Source organism: Pseudomonas fildesensis (genome assembly GCF_001050345.1).
Lineage (GTDB): Bacteria > Pseudomonadota > Gammaproteobacteria > Pseudomonadales > Pseudomonadaceae > Aquipseudomonas > Aquipseudomonas fildesensis.
This window is the reverse complement of the sequence record NZ_LFMW01000013.1, coordinates 120,868-146,970: the sequence shown is the minus strand read 5'-3', so window position 1 is coordinate 146,970 and position 26,103 is coordinate 120,868. Positions and strand designations below refer to the sequence as shown.

The window sequence follows — 26,103 nt, the reverse complement described above, 5'->3', positions numbered from 1 at the left end:
ACGGACCCTTCGCCTTGTTAAGCGTTACGCGCCGACTACAATCGGCCTCGCCAGAGGCGGGACGGCGGCGCTGGTAGGCGCGATGCCGGCTTCGAACTCCGAGCGGAAGTATTTGATTGCGCTGCCCAATGGCTCCACGGCGCCCGGTGCGTGAGCACAGAAGGTCTTGCCAGGGCCGAGGAAGTTGACCAGGCCCAGCAGGGTCTCGATGTCACCCTCGCGGCCTTCACCGTTTTCCAGGGCCATCAGCAACTTGACGCTCCATGGCAAACCGTCGCGGCATGGGGTGCAGAAGCCGCAGGATTCACGGGCAAAGAACTGCTCCATGTTGCGCAGCAGCGAGACCATGTTCACGGTGTTGTCCACCGCCATCGCCAGGCCAGTACCCATCCGGGTGCCTACCTTGCCGATGCCGCCGGCGTACATTTGTGCGTCAAGGTGCTCGGGGAGAAGGAAGCCGGTACCCGCGCCGCCTGGCTGCCAGGCCTTGAGGGTGTAGCCGTCGCGCATGCCGCCGGCGTAGTCTTCGAACAGCTCGCGAGCGGTCACGCCGAAGGGCAGTTCCCACAGGCCAGGGTTCTTGACCTTGCCGGAGAAGCCCATGAGCTTGGTGCCCATGTCTTCACTGCCTTCGCGGGCCAACGACTTGTACCAGTCCACGCCGTCGGCGATGATCGCCGGCACGTTGCACAGGGTTTCGACGTTGTTCACGCAGGTCGGCTTGCCCCACACGCCGACGGCGGCAGGGAAGGGCGGCTTGGAGCGCGGGTTGGCGCGGCGGCCTTCGAGGGAGTTGATCAGTGCGGTTTCTTCACCGCAGATGTAACGCCCGGCGCCGGTGTGCACGAACAGTTCGAAGTCGAAACCCGTACCCAGGATGTTCTTGCCCAGCAGGCCAGCTGCCTTGGCTTCTTCCACCGCACGGTTGAGGTGCTTGGCTGCGGTGGTGTACTCGCCCCGCAGGAAGATGTAGCCGCGGTAGGTTTTCAGCGCGCGGGCGCTGATCAGCATGCCTTCGATCAGCAGATGGGGCAGTTGCTCCATCAGCATGCGGTCTTTCCAGGTGTTGGGCTCCATTTCATCCGCGTTGCACAGCAGGTAGCGGATGTTGATGGATTCGTCTTTGGGCATCAGGCCCCACTTCACGCCAGTGGGGAAGCCTGCACCGCCGCGACCTTTAAGGCCGGCGTCTTTCACGGTCTGGACGATATCGTCCTGAGCCATGTCGGCGAAAGCTTTGCGCGCAGCAGCGTAACCGTTCTTGGCCTGGTACTCGTCGAGCCATACGGGCTCGGCATCGTCACGCAGGCGCCAGGTCAGCGGGTGAGTCTCGGCCGAACGCTTGATCAGGTTGGCCGGGCCGAAGGAAGTCAGGGTCATGGGTAGCCCTCGAGCAATTGGGTGACGCCAGCAGGCTGCACGTCACCGAATGTGTCGTCGTCGATCATCAACGCCGGCGCCTTGTCGCAGTTGCCCAGGCAGCACACCGGCAGCAGCGTGAAGCGGCCGTCCGAGGTGGTTTCGCCGAGGCCGATACCCAGCTTGCTCTGGATCTCGCTGACCACCGATTCGTGGCCGCCGATGTAGCAGACCATGCTGTCGCACACGCGAATGATGTGGCGGCCTACCGGCTGGCGGAAGATCTGGCTATAGAACGTCGCCACCCCTTCAACATCGCTGGCGGGGATGCCGAGGATCTCGCCGATGGCGTAGAGGGCGCCGTCCGGCACCCAGCCACGTTCCTTCTGGACGATCTTCAAGGCTTCGATCGACGCCGCGCGCGGGTCTTCGTAGTGATGCAGCTCGTGCTCGATGGCCGAGCGCTCGGTTTCACTCAGGGTGAAACGGTCTGTCTGGATAAGCGTGCTATTCATGCTTAGCGGTCCACGTCGGCCATAACGAAATCGATACTACCCAGGTACGCAATCAAGTCCGCGACCATCTCGCCTTTGATCACCGAAGGGATCTGCTGCAAGTGCGGGAAGCTTGGGGTGCGAATCCGGGTGCGGTAGCTCATGGTGCCGCCATCGCTCGTCAGGTAATAACTGTTGATACCCTTGGTCGCTTCAATCATCTGGAAGGATTCGTTGGCCGGCATCACCGGGCCCCACGAAACTTGCAGGAAGTGCGTGATCAGGGTTTCGATGTGCTGCAGCGTGCGCTCTTTCGGCGGCGGCGTGGTCAGCGGGTGATCCGCCTTGTACGGGCCGGCCGGCATGTTGCGCATGCACTGCTCGATGATTTTCAGGCTCTGGCGCATTTCTTCGACGCGCACGATGCAACGGTCGTAGGCATCGCCGTTGGCCGCCAGCGGTACTTCGAATTCGAAGTTCTCGTAGCCGGAGTACGGGCGCGCTTTACGCAGGTCGAAATCGCAACCGGTGGAACGCAAGCCTGCACCGGTGACGCCCCATTCCAGGGCCTCTTTGGTGTTGTAGGCAGCGACGCCGATGGTGCGGCCCTTGAGGATGCTGTTGTCCAATGCGGCTTTCTGGTACTCGTCCAGACGCTTGGGCATCCAGTCGATGAATTCCTTGACCAGGCGCTCCCAACCATTCGGCAGGTCATGGGCCACACCGCCGATGCGGTACCAGGCCGGGTGCAGGCGGAAGCCGGTGACGGCTTCGATGACCTTGTAGGCACGCTGACGGTCGGTGAAGGTGAAGAACACCGGGGTCATGGCGCCGACGTCCTGGATATAGGTACCCAGGAACAGCAGGTGGCTGGTGATCCGGAAGAACTCGGCCATCATGATGCGGATGGTGTCGACGCGGTCCGGTACCTTGATGCCGGCCAGCTTCTCGACCGAGAGCACGTACGGCAGGTTGTTCATCACGCCGCCGAGGTAGTCGATACGGTCGGTGTACGGGATGAAACTGTGCCAGGACTGACGCTCGGCCATCTTCTCGGCACCACGGTGGTGGTAGCCGACGTCTGGCACGCAGTCGACGATTTCTTCACCGTCCAGCTGCAGGATGATACGGAAGGCACCGTGGGCCGAAGGGTGGTTCGGGCCCAGGTTGAGGAACATGTAGTCCTCGTTGGTGCCGGAACGCTTCATGCCCCAGTCTTCCGGACGGAAGCGCGCCGCTTCTTCTTCCAGCTGTTGCTTGGCCAGGGTCAGGCTGTAGGGGTCGAATTCGGTGGCGCGGGCAGGGAAGTCCTTGCGCAGCGGGTGACCTTCCCAGGTCGGCGGCATCATGATGCGCGACAGGTGCGGGTGGCCCGGGAAGTCGATGCCGAACATGTCCCACACTTCACGCTCGTACCAGTTGGCGTTTGGCCAGATACCGGTCACGGTCGGAATGCTCAGGTCACTCTCGGAGAGGGCAACCTTGATCATCACGTCGCTGTTACGTTCCAGCGACATCAGGTGGTAGAACACGGTGAAGTCGGCGCCGCTCGGCAGCCCCTGGCGCTTTGTGCGCAGACGCTCATCCACGCCATGCAGGTCATACAGCATGACGTACGGCTTGGGCAGGTTGCGCAGGAAGGTCAGGACTTCGACGAGCTTGGCACGCGCCACCCACAGCACCGGCATACCGGTGCGTGTGGCCTGGGCGGTGAAGGCGTCAGGGCCAAAACGGTTATTGAGTTCGACGACCACATCCTGGTCGTCTGCCTTATAAGGCGGGATGTACAGAGCACTGCCTGTAGTCATGGTTTTTTATCGCTTTCGGTCAACGTAAAGAATGAAGCCAGGTTTTCGTTCTATAAAAGAAGCGGCTCTGGATCAGACTTCGTCGGGGCTGCGCAGGTTGGTGACTGCGATTCGCTGTTCGCGGCGCTGTTCCTTTTGCGACGGCATCTCGGCGCGGTACACGCCTTGGTCGCCGACGACCCAGGAAAGCGGGCGACGCTCCTTGCCAATCGATTCCTGCAACAGCATCAAGCCTTGCAGGAATGCTTCAGGGCGGGGCGGGCAGCCAGGCACGTAGACATCTACGGGCAGGAACTTGTCCACCCCCTGAACAACGGAGTAGATGTCGTACATGCCACCTGAGTTGGCGCACGAACCCATGGAGATAACCCACTTCGGTTCGAGCATTTGCTCGTAGAGACGCTGAATGATCGGCGCCATCTTGATAAAGCAGGTACCGGCGATAACCATGAAATCCGCCTGGCGCGGCGATGCCCGGATCACTTCGGCGCCAAAGCGCGCGATGTCGTGGGGCGCCGTGAAGGCGGTGGTCATTTCCACGTAGCAGCAGGACAGACCGAAGTTGTACGGCCACAGGGAGTTTTTACGTCCCCAGTTGACCGCGCCACTCAGCACGTCTTCCAGCTTGCCCATGTAGATGTTTTTGTGGACTTGGTCTTCTAACGGATCGGAAACGGTTTCCCGTTCGCCGATGGGGTACTGCTCGTTAGGAGCATCCGGGTCGATCCTGGTGAGATTGTATTGCATCGCCAAAGCCTCATTGTTTCAGCTTCGCTTGCCGCTTGCGACGAGCTTCCGGTGCCCAGTCAAGGGCGCCCACTCGAAATAGGTAGACAAGGCCTGCCAACAGAATTGCTATGAAAACGAGAGCTTCGACGAATCCGGTCCAGCCGCTTTCGCGGACGGACACAGACCAGGCAAAGAGAAAAAGGGCTTCGATATCGAAGATCACGAACAGCATCGCGACCAGATAGAATTTGGCTGAGAGCCGCAAGCGGGCGCCACCTGTAGGCAGCATGCCGGACTCGAACGGTTCATTTTTGCTGCGGCCCCAGGCTTTTGACCCGAGGAGGCTGGAGACACCGAGCATGAAGGCGCAAAGGCCGACAACACCGAGGAGGAAAATGGCAAAGCCCCAGTTGTGGGCCATGAGTCCTGTCGCTTCGGTCATGCTGGAAATCCTTAACAGAGAGCAAAGGTCTCTGAGCTCGAAAAAGTAACGATGCAGTGACGATATGTCGCACTGCAATCAATCGCGGTGATTTTATGGCTAAACACCGGGCAAGTAAAATTCCTATAGCGAAATTATTCGATGGAATAAGCACATAGTGCACCTTATTGGGGCTGTAACCCTTGCGGGGCGGGGATTAGCGGGCATTTAATCAATTCTGTTTTGTTTAATGAGTAACGAAGTTTTCATCCGCTAAATGATAATGAATATTGTTTGCGAGAGATTTAAGCGAATGTTTCTCGTGTAGCGGGGGAAGTTGCCGTTACTTGGTTGATTGCCGCTAGTTGTTCGAGCGAATCTTTTAACCGATTTATCTGCAGCCAATACCGCTCTGGATCAAGGTTTTGCACAAAATCTTCAGGCTGATCACATTTCCCAATGTGGGAGGGGGCTTGCTCCCGATAGCAGGGTGTTAGTCGACCTATTAATTGGCTGATACGCCGCTATCGGGAGCAAGCCCCCTCCCACATTTTGACCTTCATTGTGTCAGGAGGAGTTTTCTGTAGGCAAAAAAACGCCCCGAACCAGTCGGGGCGTCAGATCGTGCGGCATTGCGGTTAGCTCTTTAACGGGTCCGCAGTGGCCGTGTACTCACATCTATCAGTGGAACTGCTCTTCTTCGGTCGAACCGGTCAGCGCGGTCACGGACGAGGTACCGCCCTGGATCACGGTGGTCATGTCGTCGAAGTAGCCGGTGCCCACTTCCTGCTGGTGAGCCACGAAGGTGTAACCCTTGGAGGCGTCAGCGAACTCTTGCTCCTGCAGCTTCACGTAGGCAGTCATGTCGTTGCGGGCGTAGTCGTGCGCCAGGTTGAACATGCTGTGCCACATGTTGTGAATGCCGGCCAGGGTGATGAACTGGTGCTTGTAGCCCATGGCGGACAGTTCGCGCTGGAACTTGGCGATGGTCGCGTCGTCCAGGTTCTTCTTCCAGTTGAAGGAAGGCGAGCAGTTGTAGGACAGCAGTTGGTCCGGGTATTCCTTTTTAATCGCTTCGGCGAAACGACGGGCTTCGTCCAGGTCCGGTTTGGCGGTTTCGCACCAGATCAGGTCGGCGTACGGCGCGTAGGCAAGGCCACGGGCGATCGCCTGGTCGAGGCCGGCGCGTACTTTATAGAAGCCTTCCTGGGTGCGTTCGCCGGTCACGAACGGCAGGTCGTACGGGTCGCAGTCCGAGGTCAGCAAGTCAGCGGCGTTGGCGTCGGTACGGGCCAGGATGATGGTCGGTGTACCGGCAACGTCAGCGGCCAGGCGAGCGGCGGTCAGCTTCTGTACGGCTTCCTGGGTAGGGACCAATACTTTGCCGCCCATGTGGCCGCATTTTTTCACCGAAGCCAGTTGGTCTTCGAAGTGCACGCCGGCAGCGCCTGCCTCGATCATGCTTTTCATCAGCTCGTAGGCGTTCAGTACGCCGCCGAAGCCGGCTTCAGCGTCGGCCACGATGGGCGCGAAGTAGTCGATGTAGCCTTCGTCACCCGGGCCTTTACCGGCTTTCCACTGGATCTGGTCAGCGCGACGGAACGAGTTGTTGATGCGCTTGACCACGGTTGGCACGGAGTCCACCGGGTACAGCGATTGGTCGGGGTACATGGATTCAGCGGAGTTGTTGTCCGCTGCCACTTGCCAGCCGGACAGGTAGATCGCCTGGATACCGGCTTTCACCTGCTGGACTGCCTGGCCGCCGGTCAGGGCGCCCATGCAGTTGACGAAATCTTTCTCTGGGCGGAAGGACGGCTTGGCACCCTGGGTGACCAGCTTCCACAGCTTTTCGGCGCCGAGTTTTGCAAAAGTGTGCTCAGGTTGAACCGAGCCACGCAGGCGGACGACGTCAGCAGCGGAATAAGCGCGGGTCACGCCTTTCCAGCGTGGGTTTTCGGCCCAGTCTTTTTCAAGGGCTGCAATTTGCTGTTCGCGTGTCAGTGCCATGGGGAAAAACCTCGTCGCGTCTTTTATGGAAAATCTACTAGGTTGAAAATTCCGTTTGCCAGCCACGTGTTGAGTGCGTGGGTATGGCTGCTCGCTGACCAGAAGCTTAGGCGGTCAAGTCAGGTTCGACGGGGAAGGCGACGGGATGAGCGTATCGCGAGAGGGGGAGTTGAGCAGGTAAGGGCGAACTGCGAACAGTCTTCGGGCATCGTGGGCCTTTGTACCATTCATCAGTGTGTAGCCGGGTTACCTGGTTAGCTTCCGTCCCTCGGGACAACTTCGTTCCAGTCGCAACCTCGTCAAACACACCTTGTGGGCGGTACAGACACGAATCGGCTCAGGTGGGTAGCGTTGAGCGGCGATCCGAAGGCCCTTGCCAGGGCCCCTGATTAGCGGGAGCGAGGCCATCATGCCCATGCTTTTTTGGATCGTCAAACGTTTTGTAGTGCTTTTTTTAAAGCACTACATCTTTAGTCTAATACGACTCATCAGTCAGTTTTTGGTGCTTCAGTTCAATGTGTCGACCTTGACCCGTAAAGTCAGGTCGTCACGGCCCTGAGTAGAGTAGCTGCGGGTTGTAGAGGATTTGTCGGCCTGGGTTTCACGATTGATGCCGGCCAGGGAAATCCATTCGCCCAAGCGCCCGCTGACGCTTGTGTCGGTACTCTGCACGTTCACTACATCGGGGCGTTCCTGGCTCATGCGGTCGCGGTTGGTACTGATTGCCAGGTGCACGGTGTCGCCGGTGACGCTGGCGGTGACGTAAAAGCCCTGGGTGACGTTGCGATACTGGGTCTGGTTTTGCGGGCGGCCATAGGCATCTGGCTGGGTCGTGGTTAGAGGCACGCTCTGGCCGACCTGGATCAGTGCGGGCACGCCTTCGCTGGCCTGGATCTGCTGGATGCCGCCGTCGCGGCTGGCAGTGCCGTAGCTGATGATGCGGGTCTGGCTGTCGCCGCTGTTTTGCTGGTTGTTTTCGTTGGTGTCGACGGTGATCAGCAGGCGTTTGGACGGGGTGTCCAGTTGTGAGAGCAGTGCGCGCAGGCCCTGGATCTTGTCTGGCTCCGCATTCACGATCAGTTGGTTGCCGTAGGCGCTGACGGTGCCGTCCTTGCCGATGAAGTTTTGCGCAACTGGCAGCAGGTCGGCGCTGGTTCGGTTGCTCAGGTTGACGACTTCGGTGGCGGCGACTGCCGAGAAGCTGGCGGCCAGGAGGAGGGTGGTGAGCAGGGTGCGTAGGGACATGTCCGTTATCTCTGCGAGTCATTTAGGCTTGATAGTGCCAGTTTGTCGGCCTGGCGGGTCGCAAGTTTAGTGAGGATCGAGTCTGCACTGCTGATTGAGTAGGTCTGTTGTGGCGAGCGGGCTTGTTGTGGCGAGCGGGCTTGCCCCGCGTTGGGCTGCGCAGCAGCCCCAAAACCAGACGCCGCGCTCTTTCTGAAAGAACGCGGCGTTTTTTATTGGGGCTGCTACGCAGCCCAACGCGGGGCAAGCCCGCTCACCACAACAAGCCCGCTCGCCACAGGGATCAGCCCTCGCGCACCATATCGACATGCGGAATCCCGACTTCCAGGAATTCATCGCTGACGGTCTTGAAGCCCAACCGCTCGTAGAAAGGCGCAGCGTAGACCTGAGCGCTGAGGAATTGCTTGGTCTGGCCGCGCTTCTCGGCCTGACCAATCACCGCTTCCATCAGCTTGTCGCCGACCTTAAGCCCGCGCCAGTCCTTGAGGACCGACACGCGGCCGATTTCGCCGCTGGGCAGCAAGCGGGCGGTACCGATCGGAAAGTCGCCCTCGAACGCGAGGAAGTGCATCGCGCCCGCATCGTCATCATCCCATTCAAGCTCGGGTGGAACCGATTGTTCAGCGATAAACACTGCTTCACGAATGCGCCGAATCTCGTCGATATCCTTTCGCCAGTCCGCGACACTTACGTGAATCCTATTCATCGGCAAACCCCAGGCTTCCTTGCTTGACCAGTTCGCACAACAGATCGCGGCCGTCTTCGTCCGCCAGCCACTCGCCGAGGTTGTCGCTGTGCAGCGCATCGGCCGAGCACACCAGCTTCAGCAACTCACGCAGTTTGCCTGGCAGGTAGCGGCTCTGGCCGCTGGCGAATAGCAGCACGTCGTCGTCGACTTCGGACCAGGCCAGGCGTGCGCTCGGGTTGCGAATCAGCACACCGCCGTCTTCCAGGCTGCTGATAACGTCTTCTTCCTGCAGATCTTCCGGGCCGGTGACCAGTTCCGGGTAGCGCGGCTCGGTCATGAACTGGCCGAACCAGGTCAGCAGCATGCGCTCGTCGCCCATGTGTTCGGCCAGCAGGCTTTTCAGACGGTCGAGGGCGTCGCTTTGGATCTGGTGCGGGTCGCTGACCGGCTGGGCGTCGGCGTCGGTGTAACGCTCTTCGTCCGTCAGGTACTGGCTGAGGAAGTCGGTGAAGTGAGTCAGCACTTCGGCGGCGCTCGGTGCACGGAAACCCACGGAGTAGGTCATGCAGTCATCTTCGGCAATGCCGAAGTGTGCCAGGCGCGGCGGCAGGTAGAGCATGTCGCCCGGTTCCAGCACCCATTCGGCGCTCTGTTCGAATTCGGCGAGGATGCGCAGGTCGGCGTGCTGGAGCAGCGGGCTTTCGGAGTTGCACATCTGGCCGATTTTCCAGTTGCGCTTGCCATGGCCTTGCAGCAGGAACACGTCGTAGTTGTCGAAGTGCGGGCCCACGCTGCCACCTGGGGCGGCGTAGCTGATCATCACGTCGTCGATGCGCCAGGCCGGCAGGAAGCGGAAGTTTTCCAGCAGTTCGGCGACTTCCGGCACGAACTGGTCGACCGCCTGCACCAGCAGGGTCCACTCGCGCTCGGGCAGGGTGCTGAAGGCGTCTTCGGCGAACGGGCCGCGACGCAGTTCCCACGGGCGTTCGCCGTGTTCGATTACCAGGCGCGACTCGACTTCTTCTTCCAGGGCTAAGCCTGCCAGTTCGTCGGCGTCGATCGGGCTTTCGAAGTCAGGAATGGCTTGGCGGATCAGCAGCGGTTTTTTCTGCCAGTAGTCGCGCAGGAATTCCCGTGCTGTGATGCCGCCCAGAAGTTGAAGAGGGATATCAGGATTCATGTGTAACCTATTGAAAAAAAGCACTTTTAAGACTGGAATAAAAACGCCCGGCGCTGCCGGGCGTCTCAAGGGTCTTGCGGTAATCAGATGCGCTTGGCTTGGGCCACGGCGTTGCCGATGTAGTTGGCCGGGGTGAGCAGTTTCAGTTCGGCCTTGGCAGCGGCTGGCATATCCAGGCCGTCGATGAAAGTTTGCAGTGCTTCAGGGCTGATGCCCTTGCCGCGCGTCAACTCTTTCAGCTTCTCGTAAGGGTTTTCGATGTTGTAGCGGCGCATCACGGTCTGGATCGGCTCGGCCAATACTTCCCAGCATGCATCCAGGTCAGCGGCGATTTTCTGCTCGTTGAGTTCCAGTTTGCTGATGCCTTTGAGGCTGGCTTCGTACGCGATCACGCTGTGGGCAAAGCCCACGCCGAGGTTGCGCAGTACGGTGGAGTCGGTCAGGTCGCGCTGCCAGCGGGAGATCGGCAACTTGCTGGCCAGGTGCTGGAACAGGGCGTTGGCGATGCCGAGGTTGCCTTCGGAGTTTTCGAAGTCAATCGGGTTGACCTTGTGCGGCATGGTCGACGAGCCGATTTCACCGGCAATGGTGCGCTGCTTGAAGTAGCCCAGGGAGATGTAGCCCCAGATATCGCGATCGAAGTCGATCAGGATGGTGTTGAAGCGGGCAATGGCGTCGAACAGCTCGGCAATGTAGTCGTGCGGTTCGATCTGCGTGGTGTACGGGTTGAAGCCCAGGCCCAGTTCGTCTTCGATGAAGGCGCGGGCGTTTTCTTCCCAGTCGATTTCCGGGTAGGCGGATATGTGCGCGTTGTAGTTGCCGACAGCGCCGTTAATCTTGCCCAGCAGCGGTACGGCGGCGACCTGAGCGATCTGGCGCTCCAGGCGGTACACCACGTTGGCCAGCTCTTTGCCCAGGGTGGTCGGCGAAGCCGGCTGGCCGTGGGTGCGCGACAGCATCGGCACAGCGGCGAAGCGGATCGCCAGTTCGCGGATGGATTCAGCAGTCTGGCGCATCAGTGGCAGCATCACGTCATCACGGCCTTCGCGCAGCATCAGGGCGTGGGACAGGTTGTTGATGTCCTCGCTGGTGCAGGCAAAGTGGATGAACTCGCTGACCTGAGCCAGTTCCGGCAGCTTGGCCGCTTGCTCTTTGAGCAGGTATTCGATGGCTTTGACGTCGTGGTTGGTGGTGCGCTCGATCTCTTTCACACGCTCGGCGTGCTCCAGAGCGAAGTTTTCCGCCAGGGTATTCAGCACAGCGTTGGCTTCGGCGGAGAACGCCGGCACTTCGCTGATGGCGGGGTGAGCGGCCAGGCGCTGGAGCCAGCGCACTTCAACCAGTACACGAGCACGGATCAGGCCGTATTCGCTGAAAATAGGGCGCAGGGCCTGGGTTTTGCCGGCGTAGCGGCCGTCAACAGGGGAAACCGCAGTGAGCGAAGAGAGCTGCATGGGGTGTTCTCGGACAGTCGGGCAACGAAATGGGGCGCGTATCATACATGAAAAAATTCGCCGGTCCGTTGCCAACTGACCGGCGTATTACGCGTAACGGCTTGAAAAAGAACTGTCGGTGCGACTTATTCGTTGCGCATCAACGGGTAAAGCTCTTTGAGCAATTTGCGTCGGCTGATCACCAACTGCCAACGATGACCGCCCAACTGGCGCCACAACCGGGCCGAACGAATACCGGCCAGGAGCAGGGCGCGGATTTTCGAAGCGTTGTTCGGTTGCTGCAGGTTGCGCATGTCGCCGTGGACCTGGATCCGTTGGCGCAAGGTGCTCAAGGTGTCCTGGTACAGCGCGCCTGTTGCTGCGATCACGTTTTCGTGGGCCGGGCCGAAGTGCTCGACCTGGGACTGAATCTGCGGCAGGCGCTTGCCGATGGTTTCCAGCAAGTCGTCGCGCTTGGCCAGTTGACGCTCAAGGCCAAGCATCGACAGGGCGTAGCGCAACGGTTCACGCTGCAAGGTGCTCGGGTCGCGCTCCAGCGCGCCGATCAGCGCGCGGTAACCTTCGCGCAGCGCCATATCGTCACCGCCGTAGACTTCCAGGGTGTCCTTGGGGTCGCGGATCAGCAGGCTGCCCAGCATGCAGGTCAGGCCTGCTTCGGTGACCTGGCCGGTCTTGGCGATTTTGTCCACCAGCACTGCAGCGAGAAACACGCCGCCGAGTGCCGTCAATTGCTCCTGGGTCGGGCTCATGCCGGGTTGCTCCAGGGCTCGGCGATTTCAATCACGCCGCCGCCCAGGCAAATTTCGCCGTCATAGAACACTACGGACTGGCCAGGGGTGACCGCGCGTTGCGGGTCATCGAACGTGGCGCGGTAGCCGGTGGCGGTTTTTTCCAGGGTGCAGGGCTGGTCGCCCTGGCGATAGCGCACTTTGGCGGTCAGGCGGCGCGGGGTGCTCAGGTCTACCGGGTTGACCCAATAGATCTCCGAAACCAGCAGGGCGCCCGAGAACAGCAGCGGGTGTTCATTGCCCTGGCCGACGATCAGCACGTTGTGTTCCAGGTCCTTGACCAGCACGTACCACGGCTCTTCACCGGCGTCTTTCAAGCCGCCGATGCCCAGGCCCTGGCGCTGGCCGATGGTGTGGTACATCAGGCCGCTGTGACGGCCGATGACGTCGCCTTCGGTGGTTTTGATTTCGCCCGGTTGCGCCGGCAGGTATTGCTTGAGGAAGTCGCTGAAGCGGCGTTCGCCGATAAAGCAGATCCCGGTGGAATCCTTTTTCTTGGCGGTGGCCAGGCCGTGTTTTTCGGCGATTTTACGGACTTCGGGTTTTTCCAGTTCGCCCACCGGGAACAGGGTTTTGGCGATCTGTTCGCCGCCGACGGCATGCAGGAAGTAGCTCTGGTCCTTGTTTGGGTCCAGGCCCTTGAGCAGTTCGGTGCGGCCATCGATATCGCGACGACGCACGTAGTGGCCAGTGGCAATCAGGTCGGCACCGAGGATCATGGCGTAGTCGAGGAACGCCTTGAACTTGATTTCGCGGTTACACAGGATGTCCGGGTTCGGCGTGCGGCCGGCCTTGTATTCGGCCAGGAAGTGCTCGAACACATTGTCCCAGTACTCGGCGGCGAAGTTGGCGGTGTGCAGCTTGATGCCGATCTTGTCGCACACGGCCTGGGCGTCCGCGAGGTCGTCCATGGCGGTGCAATATTCCGTTCCATCGTCTTCTTCCCAGTTCTTCATGAACAGGCCTTCCACCTCATAGCCCTGCTCCATGAGCAGAACGGCGGAAACGGAAGAATCCACGCCGCCGGACATGCCGACGATGACGCGCTTCTTTTGTGTGTCAGAAGGGGCTGGATCACGCATAAGGTTTCAACGGGTGTCTTGAAAAAGGACGCGATTCTATCAGGCCCAAGCCTTCAAGGCTAAAGAGAAGGGCGGATCAATTCGAGACTGTGGCGCTGGCCGCTCAAATAATCATCGATACAGCGGATGATCAGCTCGCTGCGCCAGTCGTCGCGCAAGGCCATCAGCTCGTCACGGGTCAGCCAGCGGGCGCGGACGATGCCGTCGTCCAGTGGGTAGTCGGGGTGATGTTTCAGCGCCTTGGCGGTAAAGCACACGCGCTGGTAGGTCACGCCGTTACTGGGCGCGGTGTACAGGTAGATGCCGACGATGCCGGTGGCTTCGACGTCCCAGCCGGTTTCTTCGAGTGTCTCGCGCACGGCAGCTTCGGTCAGGGTTTCATGTGGATCGAGGTGGCCGGCGGGCTGGTTGAGCACGGCGCGGCCGCCCTTGAGCTCTTCGACCATCAGGAAGCGGCCGTTGTCTTCGACGATGGTGGCGACGGTGATGTGGGGTTGCCAGGTCATTGGATGCCTCTCGATTCTGAGTACGGTGCGGTCTTCAAGCAGGATTACAGTCAGTGTGGGAGGGGGCTTGCTCCCGATGGCGGTGAGGCAGTCGACTTATTGGTAACTGACTCACCTATATCGGGAGCAAGCCCCCTCCCACATTTGGATTCGGTTTCTTCAGTTGAACGCTGGAAACAGAAACCCCGGCACGGGGCCGGGGCTTCTTTGCATCCTTACAACTTTACACCAGCGCAGCGATTGCCGCGTTGAGGGTGTTGCTTGGGCGCATGGCCTTGCTGGTCAGCTCTGGGTTCGGCGCGTAGTAGCCGCCGATGTCCACTGGCTTGCCCTGTACGGCGTTGAGTTCGGCAACGATGGTTGCCTCGTTCGCGGCCAGGGTCTTGGCCAGTTCGCCGAATTGCCCTTGCAGGGCGGTGTCTTCGGTCTGGGCGGCCAGGGCTTGAGCCCAGTACAGCGCCAGGTAGAAGTGGCTGCCGCGGTTGTCGATGTTGCCGACTTTGCGCGATGGCGACTTGTTGTTGTCGAGGAACTGGCCGGTGGCCTGGTCCAGGGTCTTGGACAGCACCAGGGCTTTCGGGTTGTTGTACGTCTCACCCAAATGCTCAAGGGAAGCAGCCAGGGCCAGGAACTCGCCCAGGGAATCCCAGCGCAGGAAGTTTTCTTCCAGCAGTTGCTGTACGTGCTTCGGAGCCGAACCGCCGGCGCCGGTTTCGAACAGGCCACCACCGTTCATCAGCGGCACGATCGACAGCATCTTGGCGCTGGTGCCCAGTTCCATGATCGGGAACAGGTCGGTCAGGTAGTCGCGCAGTACGTTGCCGGTCACCGAGATGGTGTCCAGGCCCTTGCGGGTGCGCTCCAGGGTGAACTTCATCGCGTCGACCGGCGACATGATGCGGATGTCCAGGCCTTCGGTGTTGTGGTCCTTCAGGTAAGCCTGAACTTTTTCGACCACGACGCCATCATGCGCGCGTTGCGGGTCCAGCCAGAAGATGGCCGGGGTGCCGCTGGCGCGGGCACGGTTGACGGCCAGTTTGACCCAGTCCTGGATCGGCGCGTCTTGGGTCTGGCACATGCGGAAGATATCGCCGGCTTCGACTTTCTGTTCCATCAGCAGGTTGCCCTTGCTGTCGGTGACGCGGACAACGCCGTCAGCCTTGACCTGGAAGGTCTTGTCGTGGGAGCCATACTCTTCGGCTTTTTTCGCCATCAGGCCAACGTTTGGCACGCTGCCCATGGTGGTTGGGTCGAAGGCGCCGTTGGCCTTGCACTCTTCAATCACCGCCTGGTAGATGGTGGCGTAGCAGCGATCCGGGATCACGGCCTTGGTGTCGTGCAGTTGGCCGTCGGTGCCCCACATTTTGCCGGAGTCACGGATCATGGCAGGCATCGAGGCGTCGACGATCACGTCGCTCGGCACGTGCAGGTTGGTGATGCCTTTGTCGGAGTTGACCATCGCCAGGGAAGGGCGAGCGGCGTACACCGCCTGAATATCGGCTTCGATCTGCGCTTGCTGATCGCCAGGCAGGGCCTTGATGCGAGCGTACAGGTCGCCGATGCCGTTGTTCAGGTTGAAGCCGATCTGTTCCAGCACGGTCGCGTGCTTGGCCAGGGCGTCTTTATAGAACTCGGCAACGATCTGGCCGAACATGATCGGGTCGGAGACCTTCATCATGGTGGCTTTCAGGTGAACCGACAGCAGTACACCTTGTTTCTTGGCGTCTTCGATTTCAGCGGCGATGAAGCTGCGCAGGGCTTTTTTGCTCAGCACGGCGCTGTCGATGATTTCGCCAGCCAGAACGGTGGTCTTTTCTTTCAGGACGGTGGTGGTGCCGTCTTGGGCGACCAGCGCGATTTTGACAGCGTCAGCGCCTTCGATCTGTACGGCTTTTTCGCTGCCGTAGAAGTCGCCGTTGCTCATGTGAGCAACGTGAGACTTGGAGTCGGCAGCCCAGGCACCCATCTTGTGCGGGTGCTTGCGTGCGTAGTTCTTGACCGACAGCGGCGCGCGGCGGTCGGAGTTGCCTTCGCGCAGTACCGGGTTCACGGCGCTGCCCTTGACCTTGTCGTAACGTGCACGGGTTTCTTTTTCCGCGTCGGTGGTTACGGTTTCCGGGTAGTCCGGCAGGGCGTAGCCCTGGGCCTGCAGTTCCTTGATCGCCGATTGCAGCTGAGGGGTCGAGGCGCTGATGTTAGGCAGCTTGATGATGTTGGCTTCAGGCGTAACGGCCAGGTCGCCCAACTCGGCGAGGTGGTCCGGGATAGCCTTGTCGCCCAGTTGCTCGGGGAAGCTTGCGAGGATGCGCGCGGCCAGGGAAATGTCGCGGGTTTCCACGGCAATATCAGCGGAAGCGGTGAAGGCCTCTACGATAGGCAGCAGTGAATAGGTGGCGAGGGCTGGGGCTTCGTCGGTGAAGGTGTAGATGATCTTCGAGCGGTTGGGCATATTCGGATTAACTCTCTTCTTTGCTGAAAGCGTGCGCAGAAACTCGAGATGCGCCGGGTGGAGCGCGTTCGTTCAAAGTCATCCATGAGCGAAATGTCGAGATTTCTTCGCGGTGATGTTGGGTTGCATCAGTCGAGCGTCAAGCGGGTGGACTATTGTATTAGTCCTGCTTTTTGAGCTGAGAGCTTCTGTCTAGAGCGGTCAGCCGTCGTGACTCTTTGGTCAGCGGCGGCATTATACATAGGTCGCTATGCTTACGCCGAGCCTTCATACAAAAGGTGTGTCGTCCATTGGTCTAAAGGTCGCAGGCACCGTTTTGCGACCAAAGTCGCACGGTGTGCTCAAGATTGGCGATTTTGCCTTTGCTTTCAAGCTTGTAGGCGACTAAATGTGCTGTTTTCGACGCAAATGAACAGGGCGTGAGGTTTCGGTCGTCATGTATCTGGAGTAGGCTCGAACGCAGCCCGAAGTTTTAACCACAAACGGAGTTCAGCATGGGATACCAGAAGATTCAGGTTCCGGCAGTCGGCGAAAAAATCACCGTCAATCCAGACCATTCTCTCAATGTTCCTGACCGACCGATCATCCCTTACATCGAAGGCGACGGCATTGGTGTCGATATCAGCCCGGTGATGATCAAGGTGGTCGATGCAGCTGTTGAAAAGGCTTACGGTGGCAAGCGAAAAATTTCCTGGATGGAGGTTTTTGCCGGCGAGAAGGCGACCCAGGTCTACGACCAGGACACCTGGCTGCCCCAGGAAACCCTGGATGCGGTCAAGGATTACGTAGTCTCGATCAAAGGCCCGCTGACTACCCCGGTGGGTGGCGGCATTCGTTCGTTGAACGTAGCCCTGCGCCAGCAACTCGACCTCTATGTGTGCCTGCGTCCGGTGCGTTGGTTTGAAGGCGTGCCGAGCCCGGTCAAGAAGCCAGGCGATGTGGACATGACCATCTTCCGTGAGAACTCCGAAGATATTTACGCCGGGATCGAGTGGAAGGCCGGTTCGCCCGAAGCGATCAAGGTGATCAAGTTCCTCAAGGAAGAAATGGGCGTTACCAAGATCCGTTTCGACCAGGATTGCGGCATCGGCATCAAGCCGGTCTCCAAGCAGGGTACTGAGCGTCTGGTGCGCAAAGCCCTGCAATATGTCGTGGATAACGATCGTGAGTCGCTGACCATCGTGCACAAAGGCAACATCATGAAGTTCACCGAAGGTGCCTTCAAGGAATGGGCCTACGGCATCGCCGAGAAAGAATTCGGCGCGACCCTGCTCGACGGCGGTCCATGGATGCAGTTCAAGAATCCAAAAACCGGCAAGAAGGTAGTGGTTAAAGATGCAATTGCCGACGCCATGCTTCAGCAGATCCTGCTGCGCCCGGCCGAATACGATGTGATCGCCACGTTGAACCTCAACGGCGACTACCTTTCCGATGCGCTGGCGGCGGAAGTAGGGGGCATCGGCATTGCGCCGGGGGCCAACCTGTCCGATACCATTGCCATGTTCGAGGCTACCCACGGTACTGCGCCCAAGTATGCGGGCAAGGACCAGGTCAACCCGGGCTCATTGATTCTGTCGGCGGAAATGATGCTGCGCCACATGGGCTGGACCGAGGCTGCGGACCTGATTATCAAGGGCACTAACGGTGCGATTTCGGCCAAGACTGTGACTTATGACTTCCATCGCCTGATGGACGGTGCCAAGTTGCTGTCTTCGTCGGCGTTTGGCGATGCGTTGATTTCGCATATGTAAGGAAAGTGGCATAAAAAACGGCCACCTCGGATTGACTGGGGTGGCCGTTTTCGTATCGCAAGACTGCATGCTCGGCGGCGAATCAGGCCGTTTGTTTCTTTTCTTTATGAGCGTGCGATGCTGCGGGCTTTTCCGGTGTTTCAACTTTCACTGCATCAATGTTCACGGCGTGCAGCCCTTTCGGTCCTTGAATGATTTCAAAGCTCACAGCTTGTCCCGCCTTCAGCGTTTTGTACCCATCCATGATGATCGCCGAATAGTGCGCAAAAAGGTCCTCGCTTTTACCTTCTTCGTTAACAAAGCCATATCCCTTGGCGTTATTGAACCACTTGACCTTGCCATTGATCTTGACGCCAGACATACCCATATCCCTCTGCACCAGACTCCATCACTGGAGTATCATCCAGTTTATCCGTCCTAACCCGAATAAATAAGGTTGACTGCGCGGACCTTTTTTACCCACTGTGGGTTCTATTGGTTGTAACACCGATTTGCCGATAGTCAAGGCGACCAGTCAGTCACAGTTGAAATTCTGACAGGTCGCCCCCATCACTGTATTTGAACCACTGACGAACCTTTCTTTCCATGCATGCAATCAGCCAGATTCGACTAACATTCAATCAGGACCGCCCGGATCACGAACATGATGACGACGGTTCTGCAGGCATTGCTGTTCAGGAGGCCAAACCTGCACTCCAGGCGCCGCCGATGTACAAGGTGGTTTTGTTCAACGATGACTACACGCCGATGGATTTCGTCGTCGAAGTGCTCGAGGTGTTTTTTAACCTGAACCGCGAGTTGGCGACCAAGGTAATGCTGGCCGTTCACACAGAAGGACGGGCAGTATGTGGAGTGTTTACCCGCGACATCGCCGAGACAAAGGCAATGCAGGTCAACCAGTACGCCAGGGAAAGCCAGCATCCGCTACTCTGTGAAATCGAGAAGGACGGTTAACGCCGACCACTTGGGTATGAGGTGAAGCTATGTTAAACCGCGAGCTCGAAGTCACCCTCAATCTTGCCTTCAAGGAGGCCCGTTCGAAGCGTCATGAATTCATGACCGTCGAGCACCTGCTGCTGGCACTTTTGGATAACGAAGCTGCCGCCACCGTTTTGCGTGCGTGCGGCGCCAACCTCGACAAGCTCAAGCATGACCTGCAGGAGTTTATCGACTCCACCACGCCACTGATCCCCGTGCATGACGAGGACCGCGAGACCCAGCCAACCCTGGGCTTCCAGCGGGTGTTGCAGCGTGCTGTTTTCCACGTACAGAGCTCCGGCAAGCGTGAAGTCACAGGCGCCAATGTGCTGGTGGCGATCTTCAGCGAACAGGAAAGCCAGGCAGTGTTCCTGCTCAAGCAGCAGAGCGTTGCCCGTATTGATGTCGTCAACTACATCGCCCACGGTATCTCCAAGGTGCCTGGGCAAGGCGATCATTCCGAGGGCGAGCAGGATATGCAGGATGAGGAGGGTGGCGAGTCTTCTTCTTCGAGCAATCCGCTGGATGCCTATGCCAGCAACCTCAATGAATTGGCGCGCCAGGGGCGGATCGATCCGCTGGTGGGGCGTGAGCTGGAGGTTGAACGTGTCGCGCAGATTCTCGCGCGTCGTCGCAAAAACAACCCGTTGCTGGTGGGTGAGGCGGGCGTGGGTAAAACCGCGATTGCCGAAGGCCTGGCCAAGCGAATCGTCGACAATCAAGTACCGGACCTGCTGGCCAACAGTGTCGTCTACTCCCTTGACCTGGGGGCATTGCTCGCCGGTACCAAGTACCGTGGCGATTTCGAGAAGCGCTTCAAGGCGTTGCTCGGCGAGCTGAAAAAGCGCCCGCAGGCGATCCTGTTCATCGACGAGATTCACACTATCATCGGTGCCGGTGCGGCGTCCGGCGGGGTGATGGATGCCTCCAACCTGCTCAAGCCGCTGCTGTCGTCGGGTGATATCCGCTGCATCGGTTCGACCACGTTCCAGGAATTTCGCGGGATCTTCGAGAAAGACCGTGCCCTGGCGCGTCGCTTCCAGAAAGTCGATGTGTCCGAGCCTTCAGTTGAAGACACCATTGGCATTCTGCGCGGGCTCAAGGGGCGTTTTGAAGCGCACCATGGCATCGAGTACACCGATGAGGCACTGCGTGCAGCTGCTGAGCTGGCGTCGCGCTACATCAATGACCGGCACATGCCGGACAAGGCCATCGACGTGATCGACGAGGCGGGTGCCTACCAGCGCCTGCAGCCGGTCGAGAAGCGTGTGAAACGCATCGACGTGCCTCAGGTCGAGGACATCGTGGCGAAGATCGCGCGGATTCCGCCAAAACACGTCAACAGTTCCGACAAGGAGCTGCTGCGTAATCTGGAGCGCGACCTCAAGCTCACCGTGTTCGGCCAGGATGCAGCCATCGACGCGCTGTCCACCGCGATCAAGCTGTCGCGTGCGGGCCTCAAGTCGCCGGACAAGCCAGTCGGTTCGTTCCTGTTTGCCGGCCCTACCGGCGTCGGCAAGACCGAGGCGGCGCGGCAGTTGGCCAAAGCCATGGGCATTGAACTGGTGCGCTTTGACATGTCCGAATACATGGAGCGTCACACCGTGTCGCGCCTGATCGGTGCGCCTCCGGGCTATGTCGGCTTCGACCAGGGCGGTCTATTGACCGAAGCGATCACCAAGCAGCCGCATTGCGTATTGCTCCTCGACGAAATCGAGAAGGCCCACCCGGAAGTCTTCAACCTGTTGTTGCAGGTGATGGATCACGGGACCCTGACCGACAACAACGGGCGCAAGGCGGACTTCCGCAACGTGATCGTGATCATGACCACCAACGCCGGTGCTGAAACGGCCGCGCGGGCGTCGATCGGCTTTACGCACCAGGATCACTCTTCCGATGCGATGGAAGTGATCAAGAAGAGCTTCACTCCTGAGTTCCGCAACCGTCTGGACACCATTATCCAGTTTGGTCGCCTCAGTCATGAGGTCATCAAAAGCGTGGTGGACAAGTTCCTTACCGAGCTTCAAGCGCAGCTGGAAGACAAGCGCGTGCAGCTGGAAGTGACGGAGGCGGCGCGCAGCTGGATCGCAGAGGGTGGCTACGACGCGGCAATGGGCGCTCGCCCAATGGCACGTCTGATCCAGGACAAGATCAAGCGGCCGTTGGCCGAAGAGATCCTGTTCGGCGAACTCTCCGACCATGGTGGCGTGGTGCATATCGACCTGAAGGATGGCGAGCTGACCTTCGAGTTCGAAACCACGGCTGAAATGGCCTGATCGTAAATCGCAGTAACGCAAAGGCGCCGAAAGGCGCCTTTTTACTGCCTGGAGAAATTGGAGTTCATTAATAACAAAAATGGGGATCAAATGTGGGAGGGGGCTTGCTCCCGATAGCAGTGGGTCAGCCAAAGCATTTAGCAACTGACACACCGCTATCGGGAGCAAGCCCCCTCCCACCTACAAAAACGCCCGGCATAACCGGGCGTTTTGTATTGACTTGATTAACGAGCGCGGTAAGTGATGCGCCCTTTGCTCAAGTCATAGGGCGTCAGCTCGACGCGCACTTTGTCGCCGGTAAGAATACGAATGTAGTTCTTGCGCATCTTGCCGGAGATATGCGCGGTTACGACGTGCCCATTTTCCAACTCCACACGAAACATGGTGTTGGGCAGGGTGTCGACGACAGTGCCTTCCATTTCGAAGCTGTCTTCTTTCGACATGCAGTAAAGCCCTCGGTATCCAGTGAATGGCCCGGTGCAACTGCGCCAGGCAAAAGCGGCGTGCATTGTGCCCGAAAAAGGGTGTTTAAGCCAAGGGGTTCTAGTTAAGCGTGACCCATCTTTGATTAATTAGCAGTTCTATGGGTCGATATTGGGTCTTGTAATTCATCTTTTTGCAGTTCTTGATCCAGTAACCGAGGTACAGCGCCTCCAGTTCCTGGCGCAATGCTTCGCCAATTTGCCAGAGGATGGCGAAGCGTCCCAGGCTGCGACGCTCTTCGGCCGGTTCATAGAACGTGTAGACCGCCGACAGGCCATTGGGCAGCAAATCGGTCACGGCGACGGCCAGCAGGCGACCGTCGAGGCGAAACTCGTAGAAGCGTGAAAAGGGCAGGTCGCGCACCAGGAACGTGGAAAACTGGTCGCGGCTGGGCGGGAACATATCGCCATCGGCATGGCGCTGTTCGATGTAGCGCTGATACAGGTCGAAATATTCTTCGCTGAACTTGGGCTTGGCCGGCGTTACCGTCAGGTCGGCGTTGCGCTTGAGGATGCGCTTCTGGTTGCGGTCCGGCAGAAACTGCGCCACGGGGATGCGTGCCGGGACGCAGGCATTGCAGTTCTGGCAGTGGGGCCGGTACAGATGATCGCCACTGCGCCGAAAACCCATTTCCGATAGATCGGCATACACATGCACATCCATCGGCTGACTGGGGTCGAGGAACAGCGTGGTGGCCTGCTCGTCGGGCAGATAGCTGCAAGAGTGAGCTTGAGTGGCATAAAACTTCAAACGCGCCAGCTCGGTCATGATCAACCCTCGGGTAAGCTTTGAAATAAGTGTAAGCCAGGTGTGCGGATGTCGCCTAGGAAACCCACGGACCAGAGCTGGGTTGGTCCAGATGATCGCGCAGGAAACCGGCAAATTCGCTGCGGGGAATGGCGCGGGCGCCCAGGCTGTGCAAGTGATCATTGGGCATCTGGCAGTCGATCAACACAAATCCCCATTCCTGCAATTGCCGGGTCAGCGTGGCGAAGCCGAATTTCGAGGCATTGTCGGCGCGACTGAACATGGATTCGCCAAAAAACAACTGGCCCATCGCCAGGCCATACAGGCCGCCCACCAGTTCGCCCTGGTCCCACACTTCTACCGAGTGTGCATAACCTCGCTGGTGCAGCTCCAGGTAGGCGCTCTGTATGCCCTCGGTGATCCAGGTGCCATCCGCGTAGGCGCGCGGTTCTGCGCACGCCTGGATGACGGCAGCGAAGTCCTGGTCGAAGGTCACTGCATAGCGCTGCTGGCGCAACAGTTTGCCCAGGCTGCGCGATACATGCAGTTCGTCAGGAAATATCACGGTGCGCGGGTCAGGCGACCACCAAAGGATCGGTTGGCCTTCCGAGAACCACGGAAAGCAGCCATGGCGGTAGGCCTTGACCAGGCGCTCGGCCGACAAGTCGCCACCGGCGGCGAGCAGGCCATTGGGTTCGCGCATGGCTTTGGCCAGCGGAGGGAAGGTCAGTGTGTTGCGTTGTAACCAGGTGAGCATGGCATCCAGGCTTACGGAAGGGGAGGGGAGTGGCAGGAATGTCGCCTGCCCCAGGGGGTGATTATTGTCGACACAGCGCTGTGGGGCCAGCCCGAATAGGGCATTGGCGTGGATTAGCGTGAACGGGTGTTTCTGCAACTCTATGCCTGAGGCGTGGTCGTAATCGGGTCCGGCCCATGCAGGCCATTTGCCAAGCTTGCCCGGATTGGTAAAAACAGCTCATAAGCCTTTGTCAGCAAAGACAATGCATGCTCAAATTGAACATGTTGTGACAAATGAATTGTCTATGCTGCCGGGTGAGGGCAAGTGCGTGGCAACGGGGACGCAAACCCGTACAATGCGGCCATTGTGGCGTTATCGCCATTTCACCCATCCATTGCCCAGTGTTAAAAGTAGTTTCTACGACGTTCGTTTATTTTTTCAGCTGCTCGGATTGGGCAGCAGTGTGCAGTCATTCAACGATGGACGCGCTAAAGGCGCAGGAAAAGACCCGTTTTGAAGAAAACCACCGCGAAACCTAAGACAGTCGTGCCGGCCTGGCGTCAGCACCTGCATTATCGACTCAAGGAAGGTGCGCTGATCGCTATCGGCGCCCTGTGCCTGTTCCTGATGATGGCTTTGTTGACCTACGGCAAGGACGATCCGGGCTGGAGCCACAACAGCAAGATCGACGACGTGCAGAACTTCGGCGGGCCTGCCGGCTCCTATAGCGCCGATATCCTGTTCATGGTGCTGGGTTACTTCGCCTACATCTTCCCGTTGCTGCTCGCGATCAAGACCTGGCAGATCTTCCGCCAGCGTCACGAACCGTGGCAGTGGAGCGGCTGGCTGTTCTCGTGGCGCCTGATTGGCCTGGTGTTCCTGGTGTTGTCCGGCGCAGCCCTGGCGCATATCCACTTCCACGCGCCGACCGGTTTGCCGGCGGGCGCGGGTGGCGCATTGGGCGAAAGCCTTGGCGACCTGGCGCGCAAGTCCCTGAATATCCAGGGCAGCACCCTGATGTTTATCGCGTTGTTCCTGTTCGGCCTCACGGTGTTTACCGACTTGTCGTGGTTCAAGGTCATGGACGTGACCGGCAAAATCACCCTCGACCTGCTCGAACTGTTCCAGGGGGCCGCCAACCGCTGGTGGTCGGCCCGCGTCGACCGTAAGCGCATGGTGGCGCAGTTGCGCGAGGTGGACACCCGGGTCAACGAGGTGGTGGCCCCGAGTACGCCGGACCGACGTGAGCAAGCCAAGGTCAAGGAACGCCTGATCGAGCGCGAGCAAGCCCTGAGCAAGCACATGTCGGACCGCGAGAAGCAGGTGCCGCCGGTGATCGCTCCGGCGCCGGCCAAGGCTCCCGAGCCCAGCGCCCGTGTGCAAAAAGAGAAACAGGCGCCGTTGTTTGTCGACAGCGCCGTCGAAGGCACCTTGCCGCCGATTTCGATTCTCGACCCGGCCGAAAAGAAACAACTCAACTACTCCCCGGAATCCCTGGCGGCGGTCGGCCACCTGCTGGAAATCAAACTCAAGGAATTCGGCGTCGAAGTGACGGTGGATTCGATCCACCCGGGCCCGGTGATTACCCGTTACGAAATCCAGCCGGCCGCGGGCGTCAAGGTCAGCCGCATCTCCAACCTCGCCAAGGACCTGGCACGTTCCCTGGCCGTGACCAGCGTGCGCGTGGTGGAAGTCATCCCCGGCAAGACCACCGTGGGTATCGAGATACCCAACGAGGATCGCCAGATCGTGCGCTTCTCCGAAGTGCTGTCGACCCCGGAATACGACAACTTCAAATCGCCGGTCACTCTGGCCCTCGGCCATGACATCGGCGGCAAGCCGGTGATCACCGACCTTGCGAAAATGCCTCACCTGCTGGTGGCCGGTACCACCGGTTCCGGTAAGTCGGTGGGCGTCAACGCGATGATCCTGTCGATCCTGTTCAAGTCGGGCCCGGAAGACGCCAAGCTGATCATGATTGACCCGAAAATGCTCGAATTGTCGATCTACGAAGGCATTCCGCACCTGCTGTGCCCAGTGGTCACCGACATGAAGGACGCCGCTAACGCTCTGCGCTGGAGCGTTGCCGAGATGGAGCGACGCTACAAACTGATGGCGAAGATGGGCGTACGTAACCTGTCGGGTTTCAACGCCAAGGTCAAGGAAGCCCAGGACGCCGGTACGCCGCTGACCGATCCGCTGTACAAGCGCGAAAGCATTCACGATGAAGCGCCGCTGCTGACCAAATTGCCGACCATCGTGGTGGTGGTCGACGAATTTGCCGACATGATGATGATCGTCGGCAAGAAGGTAGAAGAGCTGATCGCACGTATCGCCCAGAAGGCGCGTGCGGCGGGGATTCACTTGATTCTCGCGACCCAGCGCCCGTCGGTGGACGTGATCACCGGCCTGATCAAGGCCAACATCCCGACCCGCATGGCGTTCCAGGTGTCGAGCAAGATCGATTCGCGGACCATCATCGACCAGGGCGGCGCCGAGCAACTGTTGGGCCATGGTGACATGCTCTACATGCCACCGGGCACCAGCCTGCCAATCCGCGTCCACGGCGCCTTCGTCTCCGATGATGAAGTGCATCGCGTGGTCGAAGCCTGGAAACTGCGTGGCGCGCCGGAATACAACGACGACATCCTTGCGGGTGTCGAAGAAGCCGGCAGCGGCTTCGATGGTGGCAGCGGTGGCGACGATGATGCCGAAACCGATGCGCTGTATGACGAAGCCGTGGCGTTCGTGCTCGAAAGCCGCCGCGCCTCTATTTCTGCGGTACAGCGCAAGCTGAAAATCGGCTACAACCGTGCCGCCCGCATGATCGAATCCATGGAAAACGCTGGCGTCGTGACCGCAATGAACACCAACGGCTCGCGCGAAGTCATCGCTCCCGGGCAAATGCGCGACTGATCA

The 26,103-nt window shown here is 59.3% G+C and carries 22 protein-coding genes; 4 read left to right on the top strand and 18 right to left on the bottom strand.

Annotated elements, in window-relative coordinates; translation table 11 throughout:
- Nucleotides 1–24 precede the first annotated feature (24 nt).
- The 14 genes from nuoF to ACR52_RS20235 all read right to left on the bottom strand — a co-directional run bounded on the left by nuoF (nucleotide 25) and on the right by ACR52_RS20235 (nucleotide 16,210).
- Nucleotides 25–1,380, bottom strand: a complete 1,356-nt coding sequence (gene nuoF, locus ACR52_RS20300; RefSeq protein WP_048728590.1) for an NADH-quinone oxidoreductase subunit NuoF — start codon at nucleotides 1,378–1,380, stop codon at nucleotides 25–27.
- Complete coding sequence (gene nuoE, locus ACR52_RS20295) at nucleotides 1,377–1,874, bottom strand: NADH-quinone oxidoreductase subunit NuoE (RefSeq protein WP_048728587.1); 498 nt, start codon at nucleotides 1,872–1,874, stop codon at nucleotides 1,377–1,379. Before nuoE ends, nuoF begins: the two co-directional genes overlap by 4 nt.
- A gap of 2 nt (nucleotides 1,875–1,876) precedes the next feature.
- The gene (nuoC, locus tag ACR52_RS20290) at nucleotides 1,877–3,661 is read right to left on the bottom strand and encodes an NADH-quinone oxidoreductase subunit C/D (RefSeq protein WP_048728582.1); all 1,785 of its coding nucleotides are present in this window, start codon (nucleotides 3,659–3,661) and stop codon (nucleotides 1,877–1,879) included.
- 72 nt (nucleotides 3,662–3,733) lie between these two features.
- On the bottom strand, nucleotides 3,734–4,408 hold the full coding sequence (locus tag ACR52_RS20285) for a NuoB/complex I 20 kDa subunit family protein (protein ID WP_003174719.1): 675 nt from the start codon (nucleotides 4,406–4,408) through the stop codon (nucleotides 3,734–3,736).
- A 10-nt stretch (nucleotides 4,409–4,418) separates the two neighbouring features.
- Nucleotides 4,419–4,832, bottom strand: coding sequence for an NADH-quinone oxidoreductase subunit A (locus ACR52_RS20280; protein WP_003219575.1), 414 nt, complete (start codon nucleotides 4,830–4,832; stop codon nucleotides 4,419–4,421).
- 660 nt (nucleotides 4,833–5,492) lie between these two features.
- A complete protein-coding gene (gene aceA / locus ACR52_RS20275) occupies nucleotides 5,493–6,818 on the bottom strand; it encodes an isocitrate lyase (protein WP_048728577.1) in 1,326 nt (441 codons plus the stop codon).
- A 507-nt stretch (nucleotides 6,819–7,325) separates the two neighbouring features.
- The gene (locus ACR52_RS20270; protein WP_048728574.1) at nucleotides 7,326–8,063 is read right to left on the bottom strand and encodes a secretin N-terminal domain-containing protein; all 738 of its coding nucleotides are present in this window, start codon (nucleotides 8,061–8,063) and stop codon (nucleotides 7,326–7,328) included.
- Between the two features lie 283 nt (nucleotides 8,064–8,346).
- Nucleotides 8,347–8,769 (bottom strand): GNAT family N-acetyltransferase, encoded by a 423-nt coding sequence (locus tag ACR52_RS20265; RefSeq protein WP_048728571.1) that lies wholly within the window; start codon nucleotides 8,767–8,769, stop codon nucleotides 8,347–8,349.
- Nucleotides 8,762–9,931, bottom strand: a complete 1,170-nt coding sequence (locus ACR52_RS20260) for a ribosomal protein uL16 3-hydroxylase (RefSeq protein WP_048728568.1) — start codon at nucleotides 9,929–9,931, stop codon at nucleotides 8,762–8,764. Before ACR52_RS20260 ends, ACR52_RS20265 begins: the two co-directional genes overlap by 8 nt.
- Before the next feature lie 83 nt (nucleotides 9,932–10,014).
- Nucleotides 10,015–11,385 carry an adenylosuccinate lyase gene (gene purB / locus ACR52_RS20255; RefSeq protein ID WP_048728565.1) on the bottom strand — a complete coding sequence of 457 codons (1,371 nt, stop codon included), beginning with the start codon at nucleotides 11,383–11,385 and terminating at the stop codon, nucleotides 10,015–10,017.
- 125 nt (nucleotides 11,386–11,510) lie between these two features.
- A complete protein-coding gene (gene hflD, locus ACR52_RS20250; RefSeq protein WP_048728563.1) occupies nucleotides 11,511–12,134 on the bottom strand; it encodes a high frequency lysogenization protein HflD in 624 nt (207 codons plus the stop codon).
- Entirely contained in the window at nucleotides 12,131–13,255 is a 1,125-nt protein-coding gene (mnmA, locus tag ACR52_RS20245) for a tRNA 2-thiouridine(34) synthase MnmA (RefSeq protein WP_048728558.1), read from the bottom strand. Before mnmA ends, hflD begins: the two co-directional genes overlap by 4 nt.
- 59 nt (nucleotides 13,256–13,314) lie before the next feature.
- Nucleotides 13,315–13,761: an NUDIX hydrolase gene (locus tag ACR52_RS20240; protein WP_048728556.1), complete on the bottom strand. Its 447-nt coding sequence runs from the start codon at nucleotides 13,759–13,761 to the stop codon at nucleotides 13,315–13,317.
- Nucleotides 13,762–13,984: 223 nt separating this feature from the next.
- Complete coding sequence (locus ACR52_RS20235) at nucleotides 13,985–16,210, bottom strand: NADP-dependent isocitrate dehydrogenase (protein ID WP_048728553.1); 2,226 nt, start codon at nucleotides 16,208–16,210, stop codon at nucleotides 13,985–13,987.
- A gap of 494 nt (nucleotides 16,211–16,704) precedes the next feature.
- On the opposite strand from ACR52_RS20235, the gene icd reads away from it, so the two are divergent.
- Nucleotides 16,705–17,961, top strand: a complete 1,257-nt coding sequence (gene icd / locus ACR52_RS20230) for an NADP-dependent isocitrate dehydrogenase (RefSeq protein ID WP_048728551.1) — start codon at nucleotides 16,705–16,707, stop codon at nucleotides 17,959–17,961.
- Between the two features lie 82 nt (nucleotides 17,962–18,043).
- Here icd and cspD read toward each other — a convergent pair whose 3' ends face one another.
- On the bottom strand, nucleotides 18,044–18,322 hold the full coding sequence (gene cspD / locus ACR52_RS20225; protein WP_082143194.1) for a cold shock domain-containing protein CspD: 279 nt from the start codon (nucleotides 18,320–18,322) through the stop codon (nucleotides 18,044–18,046).
- A gap of 224 nt (nucleotides 18,323–18,546) precedes the next feature.
- On the opposite strand from cspD, the gene clpS reads away from it, so the two are divergent.
- Nucleotides 18,547–18,915: an ATP-dependent Clp protease adapter ClpS gene (clpS, locus tag ACR52_RS20220; RefSeq protein ID WP_010567912.1), complete on the top strand. Its 369-nt coding sequence runs from the start codon at nucleotides 18,547–18,549 to the stop codon at nucleotides 18,913–18,915.
- 29 nt (nucleotides 18,916–18,944) lie between these two features.
- Nucleotides 18,945–21,215 (top strand): ATP-dependent Clp protease ATP-binding subunit ClpA, encoded by a 2,271-nt coding sequence (gene clpA / locus ACR52_RS20215; RefSeq protein WP_048728543.1) that lies wholly within the window; start codon nucleotides 18,945–18,947, stop codon nucleotides 21,213–21,215.
- A gap of 224 nt (nucleotides 21,216–21,439) precedes the next feature.
- Here clpA and infA read toward each other — a convergent pair whose 3' ends face one another.
- From infA to aat, 3 genes are all read right to left on the bottom strand, one after another.
- On the bottom strand, nucleotides 21,440–21,658 hold the full coding sequence (gene infA / locus ACR52_RS20210) for a translation initiation factor IF-1 (RefSeq protein ID WP_002553999.1): 219 nt from the start codon (nucleotides 21,656–21,658) through the stop codon (nucleotides 21,440–21,442).
- A 100-nt stretch (nucleotides 21,659–21,758) separates the two neighbouring features.
- Complete coding sequence (locus ACR52_RS20205) at nucleotides 21,759–22,466, bottom strand: arginyltransferase (protein WP_048728536.1); 708 nt, start codon at nucleotides 22,464–22,466, stop codon at nucleotides 21,759–21,761.
- A gap of 55 nt (nucleotides 22,467–22,521) precedes the next feature.
- Entirely contained in the window at nucleotides 22,522–23,202 is a 681-nt protein-coding gene (gene aat, locus ACR52_RS20200) for a leucyl/phenylalanyl-tRNA--protein transferase (protein WP_048728533.1), read from the bottom strand.
- Between the two features lie 495 nt (nucleotides 23,203–23,697).
- On the opposite strand from aat, the gene ftsK reads away from it, so the two are divergent.
- The gene (gene ftsK / locus ACR52_RS20195; protein ID WP_048728527.1) at nucleotides 23,698–26,100 is read left to right on the top strand and encodes a DNA translocase FtsK; all 2,403 of its coding nucleotides are present in this window, start codon (nucleotides 23,698–23,700) and stop codon (nucleotides 26,098–26,100) included.
- Nucleotides 26,101–26,103: the final 3 nt, after the last annotated feature.